Source organism: Pseudomonas sp. UC 17F4 (genome assembly GCF_900101695.1).
Classification (GTDB): Bacteria; Pseudomonadota; Gammaproteobacteria; order Pseudomonadales; family Pseudomonadaceae; genus Aquipseudomonas.
Genome location: NZ_FNKV01000001.1, coordinates 1670785 through 1694225, shown reverse-complemented (window position 1 = coordinate 1694225; position 23441 = coordinate 1670785). Strand labels below are relative to the sequence as shown.

Annotated in this window: 22 protein-coding genes; 11 read left to right on the top strand and 11 right to left on the bottom strand. The window is 64.5% G+C overall.

Annotated elements, in window-relative coordinates; genetic code table 11:
• Positions 1-2: 2 nt before the first annotated feature.
• The 6 genes from BLR26_RS07895 (at position 3) to BLR26_RS07870 (ending at position 5180) form a co-directional block, all read left to right on the top strand.
• The gene (locus tag BLR26_RS07895; protein WP_093379696.1) at positions 3-1160 is read left to right on the top strand and encodes an alginate O-acetyltransferase; all 1158 of its coding nucleotides are present in this window, start codon (positions 3-5) and stop codon (positions 1158-1160) included.
• Positions 1161-1173: 13 nt separating this feature from the next.
• Positions 1174-1830 (top strand): alginate O-acetyltransferase AlgF, encoded by a 657-nt coding sequence (locus tag BLR26_RS07890; protein ID WP_045197222.1) that lies wholly within the window; start codon positions 1174-1176, stop codon positions 1828-1830.
• A gap of 33 nt (positions 1831-1863) precedes the next feature.
• On the top strand, positions 1864-3315 hold the full coding sequence (locus BLR26_RS07885; RefSeq protein ID WP_045197221.1) for a mannose-1-phosphate guanylyltransferase/mannose-6-phosphate isomerase: 1452 nt from the start codon (positions 1864-1866) through the stop codon (positions 3313-3315).
• Positions 3316-3421: 106 nt separating this feature from the next.
• Positions 3422-3886, top strand: coding sequence for a hypothetical protein (locus BLR26_RS07880; protein WP_045197219.1), 465 nt, complete (start codon positions 3422-3424; stop codon positions 3884-3886).
• 85 nt (positions 3887-3971) lie between these two features.
• Positions 3972-4322: a thioredoxin domain-containing protein gene (locus tag BLR26_RS07875; protein WP_093379691.1), complete on the top strand. Its 351-nt coding sequence runs from the start codon at positions 3972-3974 to the stop codon at positions 4320-4322.
• A gap of 33 nt (positions 4323-4355) precedes the next feature.
• Positions 4356-5180, top strand: a complete 825-nt coding sequence (locus BLR26_RS07870) for an SDR family oxidoreductase (protein ID WP_093379686.1) — start codon at positions 4356-4358, stop codon at positions 5178-5180.
• Between the two features lie 41 nt (positions 5181-5221).
• Here BLR26_RS07870 and BLR26_RS07865 read toward each other — a convergent pair whose 3' ends face one another.
• From BLR26_RS07865 to BLR26_RS07850, 4 genes are all read right to left on the bottom strand, one after another.
• Positions 5222-6676: an efflux transporter outer membrane subunit gene (locus tag BLR26_RS07865; protein WP_093379682.1), complete on the bottom strand. Its 1455-nt coding sequence runs from the start codon at positions 6674-6676 to the stop codon at positions 5222-5224.
• Positions 6673-7743: an HlyD family secretion protein gene (locus BLR26_RS07860; RefSeq protein ID WP_093379678.1), complete on the bottom strand. Its 1071-nt coding sequence runs from the start codon at positions 7741-7743 to the stop codon at positions 6673-6675. Before BLR26_RS07860 ends, BLR26_RS07865 begins: the two co-directional genes overlap by 4 nt.
• Positions 7744-7766: 23 nt before the next feature.
• Entirely contained in the window at positions 7767-9308 is a 1542-nt protein-coding gene (locus tag BLR26_RS07855; RefSeq protein ID WP_093379674.1) for an MFS transporter, read from the bottom strand.
• Positions 9309-9419: 111 nt separating this feature from the next.
• Positions 9420-10325, bottom strand: a complete 906-nt coding sequence (locus BLR26_RS07850; RefSeq protein ID WP_045197211.1) for a LysR family transcriptional regulator — start codon at positions 10323-10325, stop codon at positions 9420-9422.
• A gap of 162 nt (positions 10326-10487) precedes the next feature.
• Between BLR26_RS07850 and BLR26_RS07845 the strand changes: the two genes are divergently transcribed.
• Positions 10488-10940 (top strand): universal stress protein, encoded by a 453-nt coding sequence (locus tag BLR26_RS07845; RefSeq protein ID WP_093379669.1) that lies wholly within the window; start codon positions 10488-10490, stop codon positions 10938-10940.
• Between the two features lie 7 nt (positions 10941-10947).
• Here BLR26_RS07845 and BLR26_RS07840 read toward each other — a convergent pair whose 3' ends face one another.
• The 4 genes from BLR26_RS07840 to BLR26_RS07825 are packed head-to-tail and all read right to left on the bottom strand — an operon-like array spanning position 10948 to position 15725.
• Positions 10948-11814 carry an efflux RND transporter periplasmic adaptor subunit gene (locus BLR26_RS07840; protein WP_093379665.1) on the bottom strand — a complete coding sequence of 289 codons (867 nt, stop codon included), beginning with the start codon at positions 11812-11814 and terminating at the stop codon, positions 10948-10950.
• Between the two features lie 11 nt (positions 11815-11825).
• Positions 11826-12026, bottom strand: coding sequence for a DUF1656 domain-containing protein (locus BLR26_RS07835; RefSeq protein WP_028943216.1), 201 nt, complete (start codon positions 12024-12026; stop codon positions 11826-11828).
• Complete coding sequence (locus BLR26_RS07830) at positions 12016-14202, bottom strand: FUSC family protein (protein WP_045197206.1); 2187 nt, start codon at positions 14200-14202, stop codon at positions 12016-12018. Before BLR26_RS07830 ends, BLR26_RS07835 begins: the two co-directional genes overlap by 11 nt.
• Positions 14199-15725: an efflux transporter outer membrane subunit gene (locus BLR26_RS07825; protein WP_093379660.1), complete on the bottom strand. Its 1527-nt coding sequence runs from the start codon at positions 15723-15725 to the stop codon at positions 14199-14201. Before BLR26_RS07825 ends, BLR26_RS07830 begins: the two co-directional genes overlap by 4 nt.
• Positions 15726-15911: 186 nt before the next feature.
• On the opposite strand from BLR26_RS07825, the gene BLR26_RS07820 reads away from it, so the two are divergent.
• A complete protein-coding gene (locus BLR26_RS07820) occupies positions 15912-16859 on the top strand; it encodes a LysR family transcriptional regulator (RefSeq protein WP_045197201.1) in 948 nt (315 codons plus the stop codon).
• A 73-nt stretch (positions 16860-16932) separates the two neighbouring features.
• Positions 16933-17910: a 2-hydroxyacid dehydrogenase gene (locus BLR26_RS07815; protein ID WP_045197199.1), complete on the top strand. Its 978-nt coding sequence runs from the start codon at positions 16933-16935 to the stop codon at positions 17908-17910.
• On the opposite strand, the gene BLR26_RS07810 is transcribed toward BLR26_RS07815, so the two are convergent.
• Positions 17907-18287: a hypothetical protein gene (locus BLR26_RS07810; protein ID WP_143013262.1), complete on the bottom strand. Its 381-nt coding sequence runs from the start codon at positions 18285-18287 to the stop codon at positions 17907-17909. The two genes, BLR26_RS07815 and BLR26_RS07810, sit on opposite strands and share 4 nt — an antisense overlap.
• A gap of 170 nt (positions 18288-18457) precedes the next feature.
• Here BLR26_RS07810 and BLR26_RS07805 point away from each other — a divergent pair, with 170 nt between their 5' ends.
• Positions 18458-18967 (top strand): DUF2165 family protein, encoded by a 510-nt coding sequence (locus BLR26_RS07805; protein ID WP_093379651.1) that lies wholly within the window; start codon positions 18458-18460, stop codon positions 18965-18967.
• A gap of 101 nt (positions 18968-19068) precedes the next feature.
• On the opposite strand, the gene BLR26_RS07800 is transcribed toward BLR26_RS07805, so the two are convergent.
• A complete protein-coding gene (locus tag BLR26_RS07800) occupies positions 19069-19971 on the bottom strand; it encodes a DMT family transporter (RefSeq protein ID WP_093379647.1) in 903 nt (300 codons plus the stop codon).
• A gap of 137 nt (positions 19972-20108) precedes the next feature.
• On the opposite strand from BLR26_RS07800, the gene BLR26_RS07795 reads away from it, so the two are divergent.
• Positions 20109-20984 (top strand): AraC family transcriptional regulator, encoded by an 876-nt coding sequence (locus BLR26_RS07795; RefSeq protein WP_093379642.1) that lies wholly within the window; start codon positions 20109-20111, stop codon positions 20982-20984.
• Here the strand turns inward: BLR26_RS07795 and BLR26_RS07790 are convergent.
• Positions 20981-23383, bottom strand: a complete 2403-nt coding sequence (locus tag BLR26_RS07790) for a TonB-dependent siderophore receptor (RefSeq protein ID WP_093379637.1) — start codon at positions 23381-23383, stop codon at positions 20981-20983. The two genes, BLR26_RS07795 and BLR26_RS07790, sit on opposite strands and share 4 nt — an antisense overlap.
• Positions 23384-23441: the final 58 nt, after the last annotated feature.

Here is a 23441-nt window from a genome sequence, read left to right as displayed (position 1 = left end):
CCATGACCCGACATTTACGCAAACTCTACGCCCTGCTGTTCCTCGCCCTGTTGCTGGGCCTGGGCCTGTGGTCGCTGGGCGGCCTGGGCAGCTTCCAGCGCACTGCGCAGATGAGCGCCCTCGACGGCAAACTGGCCAAGGCCGCCGAAACCCACTACGACGAGCAGTTCCCGCTCAAGCGCATCGGCACCAACCTGTGGGCGGCGCTGGACTTCAAACTGTTCAACGAAGGCCGCCCGGGCGTGGTGCTGGGCCGCGAGCACTGGCTGTTCAGTGACGAGGAGTTCAAGCCGGTGGCCAACAGCGACCAGTACGAACAAGAGAACCTGGCGCTGATCCGCGGTGTGCGCGACACCCTGCAGCAACACGGCGTGCAACTGGTGCTGGCGATTGTGCCGGCCAAGGCGCGGCTGTATCCGGAGTATGTCGGCGAACAGACCCCGGCCAGCCTGCACACCGACCTGTACAACGAGTTCCACGCCCAGGCCCGCCAGGCCGGCGTGTTCGCCCCCGACCTGCTGGCGCCGCTGCAAGAGGCCAAAGCCCGTGGCCAGGTGTTCCTGCGCACCGACACCCACTGGACGCCGATGGGCGCCGAAGTGGTTGCCCAGCACCTGGCCGCCGCCGTGGCGCGCCAGACCCTGCTCAACGGCGAGCCCCAGCAGTTCGTCACCGAACAACGCCAGAGCGCGCCATACAAGGGCGATTTGACCAACTTCCTGCCGCTCGACCCGCTGTTCAGCAACCTGCTGCCGCCGCCGGACAGCCTGCAAAAACGCAGCACCCGCCCGGCCGAGGCTGAAGGTGAAAGCGGCGATGCATTGTTCGCCGACAGTGAAATCCCGGTGGCGCTGATCGGCACCAGCTACAGCGCCAACCCCAACTGGAACTTCCTCGGAGCCCTGCAGCAAGCGCTGCGCAGCGACGTGGTCAATTACGCCGAAGACGGCCATGGCCCACTGCTGCCGATGCTCAAGTACCTGCAAACCGACGCCTTCAAGAACAGCGCGCCGCAAGTGCTGATCTGGGAGTTCCCGGAACGTTATCTGCCAATGAAAAACGACCTCAGCGCATTCGATCCGCAGTGGATCGCGCAGCTGAAAAAAACCCGCAATGCCAATCAAGACCTGGCCCTGTCGTCCCATCGGACGGAAAACTGAAGAGGAAACGCACATGACCTTGCATACCCAAAAGCTGCGCATCGCCAAAGCCTGCGCCCTGGCCGCCGGCCTCAGCCTGCTCTCGCTGCAAGCCCTGGCCGGCGCCGACGCCGCGCTGTATGGCCCGACCGCGCCGAAAGGCTCGACCTTCGTGCGCATCTACAACGCCGGCGCCCAGCCAGTGAGCGCCAGCGTCGGCAACACCCAGATCAGCGAAGTGGCGGCCCAGGGCAGCAGTGACTTCAGCTTCATGCCCCAGGGCGATTACAGCGCCAAGGTCGGCAGCCAGAGCCTGCCGGTCAAGCTCGCCGCCGATCACTACTACACCCTGGTCAACAACGCCTCGGGCCAGCCGCAACTGGTCGAGGAGCCACCGTTCAAGAACAAGCAGAAATCCCTGGTGCGGGTACAGAACCTCAGTAGCCAGGCCCTGACCCTGAAGACCGCCGACGGCAAGACCGAAGTGGTCAAGCCGGTGGCCGCCAAGGCCCGTGGCGAGCGCGAGATCAACCCGGTCAAGGTCAGCCTGGCGCTGTATGAAGGCGATAAAAAAGTCAGCGATCTGAAGCCTGTGGCTCTGGAGCGCGGCGAAGCGGCGGTGCTGTATGTCACCGGTTCCGGCAGCAGCCTGTCGCCGGTCTGGGTCAAGCGCCCGGTATCCACCCGTTAACCACCTGCCTATTTCTATTTTTGGAGAACACCCATGATTCCAGTCATTCTGTCCGGTGGTAGCGGTTCGCGTCTGTGGCCGCTGTCGCGCAAGCAGTTTCCCAAGCAGTTCCTGGCCCTGACCGGTGAACACACCCTGTTCCAGCAAACCCTCTCGCGCCTGGTGTTCGACGGCATGGACGCGCCCATCGTGGTCTGCAACAAAGACCACAAGTTCATCGTCAGCGAGCAGCTGCAAAGCCTCAAACTTCAAACCCAGGGCATCCTCATGGAGCCCTTCGGCCGCAACACCGCGCCGGCAGTGGCACTGACCGCGATGAAGCTGGTTAACGAAGGCCGTGACGAGCTGATGCTGGTGCTCCCGGCCGATCATGTGATCGACGACCAGAAAGCCCTGCAACGGGCCCTGGCCCTGGCCACCGTGGCCGCCGAGCGCGGCGAGATGGTGCTGTTCGGGGTGCCGGCGACCAAGCCGGAAACCGGCTACGGCTACATCAAGTCGAGCCAGGACGTGCTGCTGCCCGAAGGCGTCAGCCGGGTGGCGCAGTTCGTCGAGAAACCGGATGAAAAACGCGCCGCCGAGTTCGTCCGGGCCGGTGGCTACTTCTGGAACAGCGGCATGTTCCTGTTCCGCGCCAGCCGCTTCCTCGAAGAGCTGAAAAAGCACGACGCCGATATCTACGACACCTGTCTGCTGACCCTGGAGCGCAGCGAGGAAGACGGCGATAACCTGAGCATCGACGAAGCCACCTTCGCCTGCTGCCCGGACAACTCCATCGACTACGCGGTGATGGAAAAGACCCAGCGCGCCTGCGTGGTGCCGCTGTCGGCGGGCTGGAGCGATGTCGGCTGCTGGTCGTCGCTGTGGGATGTGCATGAAAAAGACCACAACGGCAACGTCACCAAGGGCGACGTGGTGGTCCAGGACAGCCACAACTGCATGATCCACGGCAACGGCAAGCTGGTATCGGTGATCGGCCTTGAGAACATCGTCGTGGTCGAGACCAAGGACGCCATGATGATTGCCCACAAGGACAAGGTCCAGGGCGTCAAGCAACTGGTCAACACCCTCAACGAACAAGGCCGCAGCGAAACCCAGAACCACTGCGAGGTGTACCGACCGTGGGGCTCGTACGACTCGGTGGACATGGGCGGGCGTTTCCAGGTCAAGCACATCACCGTCAAGCCCGGTGCCAGCCTGTCGCTGCAGATGCACCACCACCGCGCCGAGCACTGGATCGTGGTGTCCGGCACTGCCGAGGTGACCTGCGACGAGAACGTGTTCCTGCTCACCGAAAACCAGTCCACCTACATCCCGATCGCTTCGGTGCACCGCCTGCGTAACCCGGGCAAGATCCCCCTGGAGATCATCGAAGTGCAGTCGGGCAGCTACCTGGGCGAGGACGATATCGAGCGCTTTGAAGATATCTACGGACGCTCGACGCCGATCGAGCGCGGGATCTCGATCAAGACCATCGCGCAGTAAAACCCCAATCGCGGGGCAAGCCCGCTCCTACACATTGTGGGAGCGGGCTTGCCCCGCGATGCTTTTTGGTTAGGATGAAAGCACCCCCACCCACAAGGTTCGCTCCATGTTCATCGGCGCCCTGCTCATCCTCACCTGGCTGGTCCTGCTGCTGCGCTACCCGGCCAAAGCCCTGCCGATTTCGCTGGCGGCACTGTTCGGCCTGGGCCTGGTGGCGTTGTGGGTGGTCTGGCTGGACAACCGCGAAGCCAGGCAACTGGCCCACCTGGAGCTGCGCCTGACCTACGCCCCGGAGCAATGCCCGGCCGATCGCCCGCTGCAGGTGCACATCAACAACGGCAACCCGGTGCCACTGGTGGAGCTGCGCTGGCGGGTCGCGGCCTATGCCCCGGGCGATACTGTCAACCTCGCTGAGAACACCTACGCCGCCCCGCGCTACCGCGGCCCCGGCGAGCTGCAGCCCGGCGCCAGCTGGCAGGAGTGCCTGCCGTTGCCGCCACTGCGTTCCGGCTACCGGCCACAGAGCGTCGACTACCGCGCCGAGCACCTGCAAGGCAGCTTCGCCGACTGAGCACCTGGTATTTTTGCCAGGTTACCCAAGCGGCAAAATCCTGTTGAATGACTCCGCGTACTTCACTGCCTAGCGGAGTAAGGTCATGGTCGATACATCGCCAGCGGTTCAGGACCAGTTCAAGCAACTGTTCGAACGGATCAATCATCATCAACCGCTGGCCAGGCCCGTGGTGATCCTGGTGTATTCGGACACCTGCCCGGCATGTGCCGATGCCAAGCGCAACGTGACAACCCTGGCCGATAACGGCTATCGGGACCGGGTTGACTTCTACCAGCTGACATTCGCTGCCTTTCAAACGTTGTCCCTCGACACCCAGGTCACCCACGTGCCCACTCAACTGCTGTATGACAGGGCAAGCCAACGCCAGCTCTGGACCGGCATTTGCACCGATCGGTTGGAAAATGCATTGAAAACGCTGATTGCTGAACTATGATCCAGTACCCCCACTGCTCAAGGACAGCAGCTCATGCCCAGCGTGTTGATCACCGGATGCTCCAGCGGTATCGGTCTGGCTTTGGCCGAGACCTTCAAGAATGCCGGTTTCGAGGTCTGGGCCACGGCGCGCAAGGCCGAGGACGTAGACCGCCTGGCCGCCAGCGGCTTCAATGCCCGCCAACTGGACGTCAATGACCAGCAGGCGCTGACGCAGCTGGCCGGTGAACTGGAACAGCACGGCCAGGGCCTCGATGTACTGATCAACAACGCCGGCTACGGCGCCATGGGGCCGCTGCTCGATGGCGGCGCCGAGGCGATGCGCCGGCAATTCGAAACCAATGTGTTCGCCGTGGTCGGGGTCACCCGCGCATTGTTCCCGGCGCTACGCCGCAACAAAGGCCTGGTGGTGAATATCGGTAGTGTTTCCGGGGTACTGGTCACGCCGTTCGCCGGCGCCTACTGCGCCTCCAAGGCGGCCGTGCACGCCCTGAGCGAAGCCTTGCGCCTGGAAGTGGCGCCCTTTGGCATACGGGTCATGGAAGTACAGCCTGGCGCAATTGCCTCGCAATTCGCCAGCAACGCCGGGCACGAAGCCGAACAACTGATCGGTGAACAATCGCCGTGGTGGCCGCTGCGCGAAGGCATCCGTGCCCGCTCACGCGCCTCCCAGGACAAACCGACCCCAGCGGCCGACTTCGCCCGCGATGTCCTCAAGGCCGTGCGCCAGCCAGAGCCGGCGGCGCTGGTACGCCTGGGCAATGGCAGCCGCGCCTTGCCGCTGCTGCAAAACTGGCTGCCGCGGGGCTTGCTGCAGCGCGTGCTGAAAAAACGCTTCGGCCTGGACCGCGCGCTCTAGGCGATCGAGCGCAGCACGCCGGGTGCATGACCGCGCAACGATCACCCCTGGGCGGCGGTCTGCAACGGCTCGCTGAACGGCTGCCATCCACCGCCCAGCGACTTGTACAAGCCAACCAGGGCCTGGGACACCGCCGCCGAACTTTCGACCCACTGCTCCTGGCTGGCCAGCAAGGCGCCCTGCACGCTGAGTACATTGAGAAAGTCCACGGCGCCCTCGACATACTGCTGCTGCGCGGTCTGCAGGGCGATGCGGTTCTGGCGCACGGCCTCTTCGAGCAGGTCACGACGCAACTGGCTGGCGTTGTACAGGCGCAGCACATCGTCGATTTCGTGCCAGGCGCGCAGTACCACCTGCTGGTAGCGCAGAGCCGCTTCCTGCTGCTGGGCTTCGCGCAACTTGAGCACGCCGCGCAGGCGCCCGCCTTCGAAAATCGGCAAGTTCAGTTGCGGGCCGATGGCGAATCGACGCGCATCCCAGCTGCCGGAATCCGACAACTGCAGTGACTGCAGACCGACATTGCCCGACAAGCGGATGCTCGGATAAAAATCCGCCTTGGCCACCCCGATACTGGCGGTGGCGGCATGCAGCTGGGCCTCGGCCTGAAGAATGTCCGGGCGCCGCTCGGCCAGCTCCGACGGCACGCCGATGGCAAAGCGTTGCTGCGGCGTCGGCATCGCGCCTGGCTCCAGCAATTCGGCCTGCAGGCTGCGTGGCGGCTCGGCCAGCAACAGGCCGAGGGCGTTGATCAATTGTGCCTGGCGCTCTTCCAGGGTCGGCAGGCGGGCCTCGACCGAGGCGACCTGGGCACTGGCCTGGGCCACATCGAGGGCGGTGGCTACCCCGTCGCGCAGGCGCATTTGCGACAGGCGCAGGCTGTGCCGCGAAACCTCAAGGTTCTCCCGGGTGACGGCCAGGGTGCTCTGCACCGCTCGCAGCTGGATGTAGTTGCCGGCGGTCTCGGCCAGCAGCGACAACAGCACGCCACGGCGGTCGTTCTCGGCGACTTCGACCACCGCGTCGGCGGCTTCGACCTGGCGGCGTACGCGGCCCCAGAGGTCAAGCTCCCAACTGGCGGTAAAGTCGCCCTGCCAGAGGCTGAAGGCCGACTTGCCGCCGTTGCCGGACGGGTCGTTGAGGCCTTCGGCACTGTTGCGCGCCCGGCTGTATCCGCCGCCCAGATCAACCGACGGGGTTTGCTCGGAAGCGATGCTCATGCGCAGCGCGCGGCTTTGCAGCAAGCGCGCGCTGGCGATCTGCAGGTCGAGGTTGCGCTGGCTGGCGCGCTCGATCAGGGCACTGAGCTTGGGGTCGTGAAAGCTTTCCCACCAGCGCTGCTCCAGCGGTGTGGCCTGGGCCTGACTGGCGGCGGGGGTTTCCTGCAGCGCCGGCCATGCGGCCGGGGCATGGCTGTCAGGCGCGCTGAAATCCGGGCCCAGGCTGCAGCCGGCCAGCAGGCTCAGCAGCAGCGGGCAAAGGGCGAATGCAGGTTTCATCGGGCGCTGACCTCTTTACCGGTACTCAGGCTCGCGCCGGTATCGATCGTGGCCACCACCGACATGCCGACCCGCAGGCGATCCAGCAATGGCTGGTTGGCGTCGAAGACAATTTTCACCGGAATGCGCTGCACCACCTTGGTGAAGTTGCCGGTGGCGTTGTCCGGCTTGACCGCCGCGAAGGTGACACCGGTAGCCGGGGCGATGCTCTCGACCCGCCCGTGCAGGTATTCATCGGCGAAGGTGTCCACGCGGATCTGCACCGGCTGCCCGGGTTGCACGTGGGTCAGTTGGGTTTCCTGGAAGTTGCCGAGCACATAGGCGTGCTCCAGCGGCACCACCGACAGCAACCGCGCCCCCGGGTTGACGTAGGCGCCAACGCGCAGCGCGCGCTCGCCGACCATGCCGTCGATGGGTGCGACGATGCGCGTGTACGACAGGTCCAGTTGCGCCCGCTCAAGGCTTGCCTGGGCATGCTTGAGGCCACCTTCAGCGCTGTCGACCTGGGCGCTGAGGATATCCACCTGCTTGCGCGCCGCCGCCAGCGCCGCCTGCGAGTTGGCCAGCCGCGCCCGCGCCTGATCAACCCGGCTGCGCGCCTGCTGGGCGTTCTGCACGGTACCGGCGCCCTGCTCGGCCAGGCGGCTGTGGCGGGTCAGTTCGTGATTGGCGAAGGCCAGCTCAGCCTGGTCGGCACTGACCGCGGCCTGGGCCTGGTCGATCAGCGAGGCCTGGCGCTCGAGGGTCGCCCGGGCGTTGTGGCTTTGCGCGCTGGACACCAGCAGTTGCGCCTGCGCCGCCGCCAGCGCCGCCTGGTAGTCGCGGTCGTCGATCTGCGCCAGCAACTGGCCGGCCTTGACCTGCTGGTTGTCCTCCACCAGTACCTGCTTGATAAAGCCGGCCACCTTCGGTGCGATCACCGTGTAGTCGGCAGACACGTAGGCGTCGTTGGTGCTCTGCGCGCTGTCGTGGCCCAGCAGCATCGGGCCGAACACGCCGGCAATCCCTGCCACCACCAGGGCGGCGACGATCAAGGCGGTTTTTCGGTGAGTTGTTGTCGTGGTCATGTCTTTCTCTCAAATCCGCAAACCTAGGCCACCGCGCGCGGTGGGTAGATCCGGGTAGGCACAAAAGGAATCAGTACAATCAGCGCCGCAGCCAGCAGTGCCATGCACAGGTAAAGATCGGCCGAGGTCAGCACCAGGGCTTGTTCATGGATGCGCCTGGCCAGGCCCGGGGCGCTGCTGTCGGCCAGCGGCGAATTGCCCAGGCTGTCGACCAGCGCATTGGAGTGAAAATGCCGGCGCACGGTGGTCAGCGCCTCGATCAAGCCGGCCGCAACCACCGAAGCCAGGCCCTTGACCGTGTTGAACCAGGCCGAGGCAAACGGCCCGTCCTGTGGGGTCATGCCGCCGGTGGCCAGCATCAGCAAGGGGATCACCGACATCGGCTGGCCGAAGATGTGCAGCAGTTGCAGCAGGTAGAAGTTGTCGCGAATCCACACGCTGGTGAGCTGGCTGCCCAGCGCGCACGACAGCGACAACATGCCCAGCCCCGCCGCCAGCACCCAGCGGCAATCCACTGCGCGAATGTTGCACAGCGCCGCCACCAGCGGCAGCGCCAGCAACTGCGGCAAGGCCACCAGCAGCATCAGCGGGCCGGTCTGCGCCGGGCGGTAACCCTGGATCTGCGCCAGGTAGCTGGAGGGGATGATGATCACTGCCGTCAGCACGATCAGCACGCCGAACAGGGTCACCAGGGCGTGGGTCAGGTTGCGCACCTTGAGCATCTGCAGCTTGAAGAACGGCAGCGGCTCGGACCACTCGTTGCACAGGAACAGCACCAGCAGCACCAGGCCGCCGCCGAGCAGCCAGCAGATCAGCGGTGAATCGAACCAGCCCATGCGATCCCCCAGGGTCAGGCCGATCACCAGCGTGCAGATGGCCGGCAGGCCGAGCAGCAGCCCGCGCCAGTCGAACTGCCTGAAACGCTCCAGGCGCAGCGGGTCCTGGGGCAGGCCCCAGGCAACACAGGCCATTGCCAGCAATGACGGCAGAATGATCTGCCAGAACGCCCACTGCCAGCCGACATATTCAGTCCACAACCCGGCCAGCGGCGTGCCCAGGTTGGGCCCGAAGGTCGCGGTCAAGGCATAGCCGGCCAGGCCGTAGACCTTGATCCCCGGCGGCAGGAAACGCAGGGCGACGCTCATCAGCATCGGCGGCAACGCCCCCGATGCCAGGCCCTGCAAGGTGCGCAGCAGCATCAGGCTGGACAGGTTGGGCGCATACGGCTGCACCAGCCCGAGCAGGGCAAACACGGCAATGGCGCACAGGGTAAAACGGCGCAGGGAAAAGGTCGCCGCCAGCCACGGCGAAAAGGCCATGGCCGAGACCGACGCCGCCGAATACACCGCGATCAGCCAGGCGCCCTCATCGGCGCCGATGAACATGCCACCACGGATATCGGCCAGCGAGGCTTTGGTGACCATCTCGTTGAGGCCGGCGCAGAGCACCGCCAGCAGTACCCCGAGCAGGCCGACCAGAATGCGCGTGCCAAAAGCTGCCGGCGCTGCCGTAGCGGCAACCGGTCGGGGCAGCACAGGTAAAGGAGTCGCGGTCAGCGAACTCATCACAGACATCTCCGGACAAACAAAAGAACCGGCGCAAGTCTATGAAGGGGCAATGCTTACGAAAACTGACATATTGGCAGTTTACTAGTGCAGCAAACGCAATCGACTGGTTCAGCGTTGCTCGCTGCAGCACGCCTTGAGGGTCTGGCGCAGCCAGCGGTGGGCCGGGTCGTTGTCAAAACGCGGGTGCCAGGCCTGCATCACCGTCACCCGCTCGAGTGGCAACGGGATGTGGAACGAGCGCAGCGGCAGGCCGAGCTTGGTCACGCTGCTGAGGATATTGGCCGGCATCGGCAGCAACAGGTCAGAGTCAGGCAAGGAGAACATCGCCGAATGAAAGCTCGGGGTGATCAGCGCCACCCGCCGCTGCACCTTGTAGTTGGCCAGTTCGACATCGATCGGGCCGTTGGCGCGGCCGCGGCGCGAGACGCTGATCTGCGGGTAGGCGGCAAAGCGCTGGGGGGTGATTTCGGCCTCGAAGATCGGGTGATCCTGGCGCGCCAGGCCGACGTAGATGGTGTTGAACAGGCTCTGCATCTTGATCTCGGGGCCCAGGTCGATGGTCGAGCTGACGATCAGGTCAGTGCCGCCGTCGCGCAGCACCGCATCATCGTCACCACCGCCTTCCGGGACAAAACGCAGCACGGTGTGCGGCGCCTGCTCGTGCATCATCTGCAGCAGTTGCGCGCCATACAGGGCGATGAACAGGTCGTTGGTGCGGATGTTGAAGGCCCGGTCGAGGGTTGCCAGGTCGACTTCTTCGCGGCTGCGAAACACCAGCCCGGCCTGCTCGACCAGGGCCCGCACCTGCTCGTGCAGGGCCAGCGCCCGCGGCGTCGGCACCAGGCCACGGCCGGCGCGGACCAGGATCGGGTCGCCGATGGCCTCGCGGATTCGCCCCAGGGTCCGGCTCATGGCCGCCGGGCTGAGGTTCATGCGCCGCGCTGCGCCGACCACGCTGCCCTCATCAAGCAGGGCATCGAGAGCGACCAACAGGTTCATATCCGGGATCTGCATTGCCAGGCATCCATGACGGGTAAACAAGGGCCGATCTTAACAGCTCGGCAGCGGCCATCGGGTTGCGCGTCACGCAACTACACAGTGCATGCCAGGCCATTTATCCGCAGGCCGCCGATCCTCAACAATAGCCGGCTCGACTGCCGCCCAGAGAAGCCGCCCATGCTCAGCCCCGTATTGATTGCCATCGATGGATCGCCCGCCTCCCAGGGCCTGGTCGAGCTCGCGCAACAGTACTGTTTGCCCAACTGCCATCGCCTGCAGGTGGTGCTGGCCATCGACAGCGCCTTCGCCCTGAGCGACGGCCCGGGGGCGATCAGCCTGTACGAGCAGCAGGAATACCCGGCGGCCACCGATGAGCAGCGCCATGCCGTCCAGGCCGTGCGCCAGGCCCTGGAGAACCTGCGGGCGCTGGGCTTCGAGAGCGAAGGCAGGCTGGTGCCGGGCGAGCCGGTGGCGGCCATCGTCGCTGCCGCCCGCGCGCTTGAGTGCGAGCTGATCATCATCGGCCACCGACATTTGAACCGCCTCGGGCGGTTGCTCGATCCGTCGATCAGCAACAAGGTGATCGATCAGGTCAGTTGCCCGGTGCTGGTGGATTCGCGCCAGGCTTGAGGCGCTTTTAGCCTTCTTTCCGAGCCGGCTTGACCACCACTGTGCAGGTGGTCCCCGCCGCCAGCAAAAAGCCTTCCGGCACTTCATCGATGTGAATCCGCACCGGCACCCGCTGGGCCAGGCGCACCCAGTTGAAGGTCGGGTTGACGTCGGCGATCAGTTCGCGGCTTTCAGGGTTGTCGCGGTCATAGATACCGCGCGAGATGCTCTCGACGTGGCCCTTGAGCCGCTCGCCGCTCATCATCTGCAGCTCGGCCTGGTCACCCACGCGCACGTGCGGCAGCTTGGTTTCTTCGAAAAAGCCATAAACCCAGAACGAGTCCTTGTCGACCACCGCCATCTTCGCCTCGCCGGTGCGCGCGTAATCGCCGCGATGAACGTTGAGGTTGGTGACATAGCCATCGACCGTGGCGAGGATCCGGGTTCGCTTGAGGTCCAGCTCGGCCGCCGCCAGCTGGGCCTGGGCCTGCTGGTAATCGGCCAGCGCCGAGTTGGCGATGTTGCTGGCATCGTCACGGTTCTCCCGCGAGATCACCAGGTTGTCCATGTCGGCGCGGCGATGGGCGTTGACCTTGCGCATCTCCCAGGTGGCCTTGCGCGAGGCGACCAGCGCCTGGGCCTGGCGGACCGCTACCTGGTAGTGCTCGGGGTCGATCTGCAGCAGCACGTCGCCCTTCTTCACCAACTGGTTGTCGCGCACCGGCACATCGACCACATAACCCGGCACGTCGGCGGCGACGTTGATGATATCGGCGCGCACCCGCCCGTCGCGGGTCCAGGGCGTGTTCATGTAATGCACCCAGAGCTGGCGACCGATCACCACGGCAGCGGCCAGCACGAGCAAGGTGGCGATCAGGCTGAAAAACTTTTTCATCAACAGGGGTCTCAACGGTAGAGAGTCAGGGCCATGGATCCGAACAGGCAGATAAACAGGCACAGGCGCAGCAGCGCCGGGTGCCAGAAAAAGCGGTAGCCGTCGTGGCTGGCGATGAACCGGTCCAGCCCCCAGGCAAGCCCGGCGGCGAACAGGAACATCAAGGTCATGGTTGGCATGTAGACGCCATGGAAGGCGATTTCACGAGGCATGGGGCAGTCCTTTGGCCGGGGCCAGTTCGGCCAGCGGCGACTGAGGGTCGAGCAACGAAGTACGGATGAAGTGCAGGTAGCTCTGCACCCGGCGCAGGGCCGAGGTGTCGAAGTGGCGGGCGAACGGCTCGTCGGTGGCCTGTACGCGGCTGATGGCGTGATCCACCGCCACCAGGGCGCGCTCGTGGTTGCTGGCGCTCGGTTGCATGAACAGCCGCGCCAACGCCCGGCCCATGACCCGGATGGCCTGGCGCCAGGGCTGCGATTCGGCATAGCACGGGTGCACTGGCAAGATTGCCTGTTCCTTGCGCAGCTCGATGATCGCGTGGCCAACCTCAAGCACCACGAACATCCAGCGCAGCAGCTTGCTCTGCACCAACGGCTGGCCGACCGCCAGGCCATAGGCCTGGTGCAGCAGGTCGCGGGTGCGGCTTTCGAAGCTCGAACCCAGGCCGCGCAGGCGCCCGGTAATTGCATACAGCACCTGGGCGCGCAGGTCCTGCTCCAGGCGGCTCCACAACCAGCGGCTGTTGGGCGGCAGGATGATCGCCCCGGCAGCGGCGCAGACCAGCATGCCGATGACCATGGCGATGTAGTCGTTGATGAAGTTGTAGGGGTTGTAGATGGTCAGGTTGTCGGGCACGGAACCGGTGGCAAAAAAGATCAGCAGGCCCAGGCCATAACCGGCATAGGCCGGGCGCGAGGCGAGGAACGCACCGAACACGAACACCGGCGCCAGCACCAGGCACAGCAACGGGAAACCGTCGATCCAGGGGAACACGAAGAAGGTTTCGAAGAAGCCGACAAAGGCGCCGAACAAAGTGCCGCAGGCCATCTGGAACGACATGCGCTTGGGGTTCGGCGTCGCCGCCGAGAGGCCGACGGTGGCGGCGGCGATCAATGTCATCATCGCCCCGCTCGGCCAGGCGGTAAGAATCCAGAAACTGCCCAGCACCAGCAAAATGAACGAAGCGCGCACACCGGCGGCCAGCGAAGCCATCCAGTTGGTCTGCGCGACATAGGGCTCATCCCACTGCTCGCGGGCATGGTTGTGTTCGGTCAGCGAGGCGTGGGTCTGGGCGTAGCTGTGCATGTCGTCGACGAAGCGGTACAGCAGCTCATAGGCGGTGTGAAAATCCAGCAGGTCGGCGTCGCTCGGGCCGCTTTCGACATAGGCCGCGCGCAGCGTGCGCACGCGCTCCGGCAAGCCTTCCTTGTAGGCCGCCAGTTGCTCGGCCAGGCGCGCCGCATCGCGCTCGGTGAGGCCGCGCCCGGCATAACCGTCGAGCAGCTCGGCCAGGGCGGTGAGCCCGGGTTCGATGGCGGTGACGATCTGCAGCGGCCCACGCAAACGCAAGCGCTCAAGCAACTGGTGCAAGGCGTTGAAGCGCGTGGTGATGGCCATGAATTCGCTGTTCATCCGCCCCAGGCGACCGTTACGCCGGCGCATGTGCGGGTCTTCGAAGGCGGTAACGCTGCGCAGGCTCTCCAGGCCCACGGCCTCGGCGATAAAACGCACGTTGCTGCTTTCGAAGCGGTCGCGCTGGCTGTCGCCGCGCAGGCCCTCGGCAACGAAACCGGCGAACACGCCGAAGCGCTGGTACAGGGCGTTGCGCATCGAAGCACTGGCCGACTGCGGCAGAATCGCGGCGCTGACCAGGGTCGAGACCAGAATCCCCAGGGAGATCTCCAGCACCCGCCACACGGCGGCCATGAACGCGCCGTCGGGGTGCTGCAGGGCCGGCAAGCCGACCATCGCCGCGGTATAACCGGCGAGCACGAAACCATAGGCGCGGAAGGTGCGGTAGCGCATGGCACCGGCCGAACACAGGCCGACCCAGATCGCCAGGCTCGGCAGGAACAGCTCGGTGTTTTGCGGAAACAAGGCGATCAGCGCGACCATCATCGAAGAGCCGGCCAGGGTGCCGAGCAGCCGGTAGAAGCTCTTGGCGAACACATGGCCGCTCTGCGGCTGCATGACGATGAACACGGTGATCATCGCCGTGCGCGGTTGCGGCAACTCCAGGCGCATGGCCAGCCACAGGGTCAGGAAGGCGGCGCTGAGGACCTTGAAGATGTACACCCAGGTCACCCCGTCGGTGCGCAGCCATTCAAAGAACCCGCGACGCCACTCCAGGGTGGCCAGCCAGCGAAACGGCAGGGTCAGCGCGCTCATTGGGCGTGAACCGGCTTATCGAAAATCGCCAGGGTCGCCGGGGTCTTCGGCGCCTGCTGACGGTCTTCGCCGGGCACATCGCTACCCGCGCCCAGGCCGCCGCCCAGGGCCGTAACCAGCTCGGCATGGGCACTCAGGCGCGCAGCCTGGACCTGCTGCTGGATCTGCTGCTGGCGGAACAACTGGGTTTGCGCGTTGAGCACATTGAGGTAATCGGTCAGGCCGCGCTGAAAAGCGATCATGGCGATGTCGTAGGTTTTTTGCGCCGAAGCCACCGACTCGGCGGCAAAGTGCTGCTGCTCGTTCATCGACTCACGGCGAATCAGCTGGTCGGAAATGCCCTTGAGCGCCTCGACCACGGTCTGGTTGTAGTGCGCCACGGCGATGTCGTAACCGGCCGAGGCAACCCCCAGTTGCGAGCGCAGGCGGCCGCCGTCGAACACCGGCAGGCTGATCGCCGGGCCGACGTTGTAGTTGAATTTGCGCCCGGTCAGAAACTCCAGCGCGCCGCCACCGGTGGCCATGAAGCCGAGGCCACCGACCAGGTCGACATTGGGGAAGAAACCGGCATGGGCGACATCGATACCACGGGCTTGAGCCGCCACCTGCCAGCGGCTGGCGACCACGTCCGGGCGCTGGCCGACCAGTTCGGCGGGCAACGCCGAGGGCAGCTTCAACGCGGTACCCAGGGCCAGTTGCGGACGCTGCAACTGCGCGCCCTGCCCCGGCCCTTTGCCGGCCAACGCCGCCAGTTGATTACGCGCCAGGGCGATTTCTTCATTCAGGGCATCGAGCTGGCGGTGGGTTTCCGGCAGCGGCGTCTGCGCCTGGCTGACTTCGAAATGGGTGCCGATACCGCCGGCCAGGCGCCGTTCGGCCAGGGCCAGGATCTGCTCCTGCTGCTCAAGCTCGGCCTTGACGATATCGCGCTGGGCAAAGTGCAGCGACAGCTGGATATAGACCTTGATGATGTTGTTCTGCAGCTCGAGCTGGGCCTGACGGGCCTGGGCCACGCTCATGTGGGCCATGTCCACGGCCTGCTCGCTGGCATTACGCTCGCGGCCCCAGAGGTCGAGGGCATAACTGAAGCCCAATGCCGCATTGTTGTCCCAGGTGTTGGAACCCGACAGTGCGCCAGGGCCATAGAACTGGTCTTCCGGCCAGTTGTGGCGCTTGAGCGTCGACTGGCCGTTGACCTGCAGTTTCTCCGCCGACTCGACCACCCCGGCCATGGCCCTGGCTTCGCGCACACGGGCGGCGGCCATGGCCATGCTGGGGCTGTCGTGTACGGCCAGGGCGATCCAGCGATCGAGTTGCGGGTCGCCGTAGGCCCGCCACCATTGCTGCTCGGGCCAGTGGGCGTCGAGGGCGGCTTCACGGATGGCCGCGTCGGTGGTCAGGGTATTGGCTTGCAGCGTCTTGCTTTGCGGGGCAATGCCCCAGGTTCCGATACAGCCGCTCAAGGTCAAGCTAAAGGCACAGGCACTGAGCGCATTGAGCGCTCTGATAATGCGACGCGGCACAGCTGCGAATTCCCGACGTAGAAGGTGGATGACGCTTGGAGAGGCAATTCTAGGGGGCCGCCGCACTGGCGATAAGCGTGCATTACTGCGAATCTTTGTTACGAAAACAGCGATAATCCGGCTTTAGTCTGAAGACCGCCCCGGTTACTTCATGTCACAATTTGTCGTCTACTTTGAGAGCGACCCATGGACACCCTGCAAAACATGCGTGCTTTTAGTTGCGTCGCGCAAGTCGGCAGCTTCACTGCCGCGGCCGTGCAACTGGATACGACCACCGCCAACGTATCGCGGGCGGTCTCCAATCTTGAAGCCCATCTGCAAACCCGCCTGCTCAACCGCACCACCCGGCGCATTGCCCTGACCGAAGCCGGCAAGCGCTACCTGATGCGCTGCGAACAGATTCTTACCTACGTCGAAGAAGCCGAAGCCGAAGCCAGCGACGCCCATGCGCGCCCGGCCGGGCAGCTCAAGGTGCATTCAATGACCGGGGTCGGCCAGCATTTCGTCATCGATGCCATCGCCCGCTACCGCGAAACCCACCCGGACGTAACCTTCGACCTGACCATGGCCAACCGCGTGCCGGACCTGCTCGACGAGGGCTACGACGTGTCGATCGTGCTGGCCAGCGAGCTGCCGGACTCGGGCTTCGTCTCCCAGCGCCTGGGCATTACCTACAGCATCGTCTGCGCATCGCCCGAATACGTGAAGCGCCACGGCATCGCCCACAAGCCCAGTGACCTGCTCAACCACGCCTGCCTGCGCATGGTCAGCCCGGTGATCCCGCTGGAAAAATGGCTGTTCGACGGCCCCGAAGGCCAGGAAGTGGTGAACATTACCCAGGCGCCGTTCCAGGTGAACTCCGCCGATGCGATGAAAACCGCGATCCGCAGCGGCATGGGCGTTGGCGTGCTGCCGATCTACTCGGCCATAGAGGGCCTGCGCGATGGCTCGCTGGTGCGGGTAATGCCCGAGTACCGCCTGCAGGAGCTGAACCTGTACGCGATCTACCCGTCGCGCCAGTACCTGGATGCCAAGATCAAGACCTGGGTCGAGTACCTGCGCAACTCGCTGCCGGAAATTCTCGCCGCCCATGAAGCGGACCTGAAAACCCACGAACTGCGCATCGCCACCTGAAATCTTGCTGCACAGCGGTGGTGGAGAATGATAGCGTGCTACCCATTCTCCACCGCCCGCAGAGATTTCGCCGATGAAAAAGACCGTCCTTGCCTTCAGCCGCATCACCCCGGCGATGGTCGAACGCCTGCAGCAAGACTTCAACGTGATCGTGCCGAACCCCAAGCTCGGCGACATCAGCGCCCAGTTCAACCAAGCCCTGCCCCAAGCGCATGGCCTGATCGGCGTCGGCCGCAAACTCGGCCAGGCGCAGCTGGAAAACGCCAGCAAGCTGGAAGTGGTCGCCAGCGTCTCGGTGGGCTATGACAACTATGACCTGGCCTACTTCAACCAGCGCGGCATCGCCCTGACCAACACCCCCGACGTGCTTACCGAAAGTACTGCCGACCTCGGTTTTGCCCTGCTCATGGGTGCGGCGCGGCGGGTCGCCGAGCTGGATGCCTGGACCAAGGCCGGGCAATGGCAAGCCACCGTCGGCCCGGCGCAGTTTGGCAGCGACGTGCACGGCAAGACCCTGGGCATCGTCGGCCTGGGCAATATCGGCGCGGCCATCGCCCGGCGCGGGCGCTTCGGTTTCAACATGCCGGTGATCTACAGCGGCAACAGCCGCAAGCCAGCGCTGGAGCAGGAACTCGGCGCGCAGTACCGCAGCCTTGATGAACTGCTGGCTGAAGCTGATTTCGTCTGCCTGGTGGTGCCACTGGGCGCGCAGACCAAACACCTGATCAGCAGTCGCGAGCTGCAGTTAATGAAACCCAGCGCGTTTCTGATCAACGTCTCCCGTGGGCCGGTGGTCGATGAAGCGGCGCTGGTCGAAGCCTTGCAGGCCGGCACTATTCGCGGCGCCGGGCTGGATGTCTACGAGAAGGAGCCGCTGGCCGAATCACCGCTGTTCCAGCTGAAAAACGCCCTGACCTTGCCGCATGTAGGTTCGGCTACCGCTGAAACCCGCGAGGCCATGGCCAATCGGGCGATTGATAACCTGCGCAGCGCCTTGCTCGGTGAACGGCCACGGGATCTGGTCAATCCGCAGGTGTGGAAGTCGGCCTAATCAACCACCCTTACCGTTACCAGTGGTGAAATCTGCGACGGCAGGCTGAGCACCGAGAGATCGAAAAACAGCACACCAGTACCGCCCAGCGCGCTTTGCAAATAGCGCCTGGGCAGTACGAAGTCGTGCCCTCGGTAATCTTCCCAACGCTCGATCGCAAGCGAGTCACCGTAGGTTTCCGGCGCCCCTCCCGGTGGAAAGCCAATCCAGCCAAGCAGCAAGGTTGCCCCTTGAGAGCCCTGCAAGCCTGGCAAGGCGTAACCACTGAGCGTCAGCCCCGCCTCGTCCACCTGGGAAAGGCTGACCGTCCAGCTCGCATCTTTGAGCGTGGGCGGCGCGACCAACGGTTTATTGGACTTACCCATCATCACTTCCATGACCGTTGCCTCGAACGCGGCGGATATGTTGTGCAAGCTACGCCTTTGGCACGCCCTTGAAACCTGGCATTTTTGCCAGGTACCGCTAATCAGCTGCAACGGCTACATCGCTGTAACGAACCTGAAATTTCAGACTCCATAAGCGTGTTTAGCCTAAGGTCACCAACAGCATGGAAACCTTCTCGACTCACGGATTGATCCGCCTCGGCAAAATACTGCTCACAGCGTTCATCGGGATCTTCGGTGCGCTAGTGGTATTCGGCAACCTCACCGACTACGCCAGCAACTTTGTCTTCGTCCAACACACCTTGAGCATGGACACGACCTTCCCGGGCAATGCCCTGCTCTACCGCTCAATCACCTCGCCGCCTCTGCACCACCTGTTCTACTGGTTGATCATTGCCGCCCAGGTCCTCTGTACCTTGTGCTTCGTAGTCGGTGCCTGGCAGATGTTCAAACACCGATGTGCCGACGCCCGACACTTTCACAAGGCCAAGCGCTTCGCCGTTGCCGGTTGCCTGCTGGGGCTGCTGATCTGGTACCTGTTCTTCCAGGTGGTAGGCGGTGAATGGTTTGCCATGTGGCAATCCACGCAGTGGAACGCCCTGGCCACTGCGGGGCGGATCGTCGACTTTCTGTTCGCCACGCTGATTTTCATCAGCCTCAAAATAGATGATTGAGGCCGGTTGCCAACAATGCTCCTGCTTGAGCCGGCTCCTGTGGGCTGGCTATACCGGCCTCATCGCGGGTCAAGCCCGCTCCCACAGGTTCGGTGCGATAGCTACCGCAAGGCCACCACCGGCTCGACCACCTTGGGCCGGGGTTTGCGAAACACCAGCACATTGCCCAGCATCACCAGCACCAGGCCTGCCAGCGCCGGTGCCGTCCATTGATAACCCTCATAGAACGCCGAGACGTTCAGCGCCACCAGCGGGAACAACACCGTGCAGTAAGCGGCCCGCTCCGGGCCCATGCGCCCGACCAGAGTCAGGTAGGCGGTAAAGCCGATCACCGAGCCCGGAATCACCAGGTACATCAGCGAACCGATGTAGCGCGTGTTCCATTCCATGGCGAACGGAATACCGCTGACCAGGCAATACAGGCCAAGCATGCTGGCGCCATAGAGCATGCCCCAGGCATTGGTGGTCAGCGGGCGCAAACCGGCTTTTTGTTGCAGGCTGGAGAGCATGTTGCCGGCCGAAAAGCACAGGGTTCCCAGCAGCGCCAGGCCCAGGCCGATGATGGTTTCACGGCTGGCGGCATGCCCGGACAGCTCGGGCCAGAACAACAGGCCCAGCCCGGCCAAGCCGAGGGCGCCACCGGCCAGCACATTGGCGGCCACCTTCTGGCCGAAGAACACCCGCGCATTCAGCGCGTTCCACAAGGTCGCGGTAGAGAACACCACGGCGATCAGGCCGCTGGGAATCCACTGGCTGGCGGTCAGAAAGCACATGAAGTTGACGCAGAACAGGCACAAGCCCTGAGCCAGGCAGATCATGTGACCGCGACGGTTCATCGGTTGCAGGCGGCGGCTGAGCAGCAGAATGACAAACAGCACCAGCGCCGCCAGGGCAAAGCGGTAGACGATCGACACCGGGATGGCGACCACCCCCAGTTGCAGCTTCAAGGCAATCCAGGTGGTGCCCCAGATCAGCACAGTGAGCAGGTATAACGACAGGTTCATGGCGGCACTCCTCAATTCCAGGCCACCAGTGTGCAGCCGTCCCCGCCAGTGGCACTTGCACATTCTTGCGCTTTTGCGCAGGCAGCAGCTGTCAGCCCGGACGTGGCGGAGTAGGATGGCCAACAGAGGTAGCGACCATGACGCCGTTGGACCAGCTGCAAGTTTTCAAAGCCATGCACGACTCACCCCATGCCCGCCTGGAACACAGCGCGCACCTGGGGGACGGCCTGGCGGCAGCCCTGTGGAACAACCGCCACGACGCCCGCGACTACGAAGCGCCCAGCCATCACACCCTGTCGTGCTACATCGCCGACGGCACCGGCACCTTTCGCCGCGACCGCCCCGGCCACACCGGCTCGCCCGACAAACTGTGCATCATGCCCGCCGGTTCCGCCTCGCACTGGGTGGTCAACGGCTCGATCCGCCTGGCGCACCTGTACATCAGCCAGGAGCAGTTCGCCCTCGGCTGCGTCAGCCTGCTGGACCGCGAACCGCGCGAGCTGCAATTGCAGGAAGCGACCTTTCTCGACGATCCCGAGCAGGCCCGGCGCTTTCGTCAGTTGATTGCCCTGGACTGGGACGAGCCCGCCGAACGCCTGCTGACCAGCAGCCTGGCTCACGAGATTCTCGACCACGCCTTGCTCAGCCAGGTCGGCCTGCGCCAGGGCCTGCGCCTGAAGGGCGGGCTGGCCGCGCACCAGCGCCGGCAACTGAGTGAATATGTCGAAGGCCACCTGGATCAGCCGCTGAGCCTTGGTGAGCTGGCGACGCTGTGCAACCTTTCCGAGTACCACTTCGCGCGAATGTTTCGTCAAAGCTTCGGCCTGCCGCCGCACCAGTACCTGCTGGCCCGACGCCTGGCCAAAGCGCGGCAATTGCTCCGCCATGGCCAACTGCCGCTGGGCGAAGTGGCGCTGCTGTGCGGCTTTGCCAGCGCCAGCCATTTCAGCAACCGCTTCCGCCAGGCCCTGGGAGCAACGCCCGGCGCCTACCGGACGGCCTTCAACAGTTAAAATTCGAGGGTGCTGGACAGGCTGACCTGGCGCGCATCGCCCACCGAGACAAAGTTGCGGTTCACCGCCGAGCTGTAATAGGTGCGGTCGAACACGTTCTTGACGTTCAATTGCAAGCGCACCTTGTGTTCGTCCAGGCGGGTTTCGTAACTGGCGAAGGCATCGGCGACGGTGTAGCCCGGCAGCTCGAAATCGTTCTCGGCGTTGCCGGCCCGCTCGCCGACATAGCGCGCCCCGGCGCCCAGGCGCAGGCGGTCGCCACCGAACAGGCTGCCGGCGTCATACACCGCCGACAGCGAGCCGCTGTGGCGCGCCACGTTCTGCAGGCGATTGCCTTCAAGCGTCGGGTCCTGGGTGACCTCGGCGTCGGTGAAGGCATAGTTGCCGATCAGGCTCCAGCGCTCGCTCAACTGCCCGGTCAGGTCCAGCTCAATGCCGCGCGAGCGCACCTCGCCGGCGTTGCTGTAGAGCGTGTCGCCGGTAGCGGAATCGAAGTTGGCCACCAGCACGTTGCGCTTGCGGATGTCGAACAGCGCCAGGGTGCCGGTCAGCGCCCCCGGCATGTCGAGCTTGGCGCCCAGTTCCCAGGATTTACCCTCCTCCGGTTCGATCCCCGAATCCAGAACCAGGCCGCCGGTCAGCGGGGCGATGCTGGAGTTGGGCTTGAACGATTCGCTGTAGCTGCCGTACAACGACAGCTGCTCGTCAACCTTGTACACCAGCCCCACCCGCGGCACCCAGGCCTGTCCGTTGGTGTTGGTATTGGCCTTGAACGGCCGCCCGCGCCCGGCGAGCTGGTCGTACATCTGGTAGCGCGCACCGGCGACCAGAATCCAGTGTTCATCGAGGTGGATAGAATCCTGGAAGAACAACGAGTCGCTGCGCAGCTTGTCGGTCTGTGCGCTGTCGCTGTCGCGCACGCTGGTGCCCTCAACTTCGCGGCTATACACCGGGTCGAGGTAACTGAAAGTGCTGAGGCTGCCCTGGCGGATCAGGTCGGCGCGGTAGACTTTGCGGTACTCATTGTCGAGGCCGAGCAGCAGGTCATGCTGCATGCCCGCCAGTTGCACCTTGCCCTCCAGGCTTGCGGTGGCGAAACGGTCGCTGCTGAGCGCGCCACGGGTGCCGTCCATGCTTCGGCTCAGGGTGCCGCGGGCGGCGTTGACGGCGGTTACCCGCACCTGGCTGGCGTCGTAGGTTTCGCGGTTGTAGCTGAAGCCGAAGTGGGCTTTCCAGTCGTCCGCAAGCTGATGATCGACCTCCAGGCGGTAAAGGTCCGAGCGCCCTTGCATGTCGTTGAACGGCTCGTCCAGGCGCCGGGTGCTGGGGATGTCCAGCGGGTGGTTGGTGCGCGGGTCGATGGCCGTGCCGCGGTCGAACGGGTAGAGAAACTCGCGGTGCTCGTAGGCCAGCAGCACCTGGGTGTCTTCGCCGAACCAGGCCAGCGACGGCGCCACCAGCGATTCACGGTGGGTACCAAAGTTGCGCCAGTAGTCTTCGTCTTCATGGTCGAGCACCAGGCGGTAGGCGAAGTTGCTCTGGCCCAGGGCACCCGTGCTGTCCAGGCCGCCACCGATGCCGTTCTTGCCGCTGCCATAGGTCGAGCCGCGCAGGTTCAGGGCGTTGTATTGCTGCAGTTGCGGGCGCTTGCTGACCACGTTGATCACCCCGCCCGGGTCCTGGATGCCATACAGCAACGAAGCCGGGCCCTTGAGCACTTCGACCCGCTCAGTGCTGGCATTGAGGCTGCGGCCCTGCACGATCGGCATGCCGTCACGCATGATCGAGCCGTCACGGTTGTCGCCAAAGCCGCGCTTCATCACCGTGTCCTGGGTGCCGCCGAAGTTGTTGCCCTGGGTCACGCCGCTGACATTGGCCAGGGCGTCGTCGAGGTTGCGCGGGGTCTGGTCCTTGAGCACCTGGGCCGGCACCACGTTGATCGCCTGGGGCGTCTGCATGATCAAAGCCTGGCTGCGCATCACCGAGCTGCTGGCTGGCGGCTGGTAGCTGTAGTCGGCATCGGCTTGCGAGTTCACCGTGGTCGCCTCGAGCTTGAGCGCAGCGCCGACATCGAGTGGTTCGAGGGTCAGGGTGCGGGCATCGACCCGGCGTGCGGCAAAACCGGAATTGCCCAGCAGTTGCTGCAGGGCCTGCTCGGCGCTGAGGCTGCCGTGCAGGGCCGGGGCGTTGAGCGCCGGCAGGTCGGTGGTATAGATCACGCTTTGCCCGGTCAGCCGGCTGAAGTCATTGAGTGCCTGCACCAGCGGCTTGCTCGGCTGGGCAAACACATAGACCTGCTGCGCGGCCACCGCGCCCAGGGGGAATGCGCCCGCTGTGGCCAGGGCCGAGACACTGAGCCAGATTGAAAAGCTGCGCGCTGCCGAGGGGGTGAACTTCATGACCGGTAACCTATGAAGGAGTGACGTTTATGCGAATGAATCGCACTTTCACTCACTA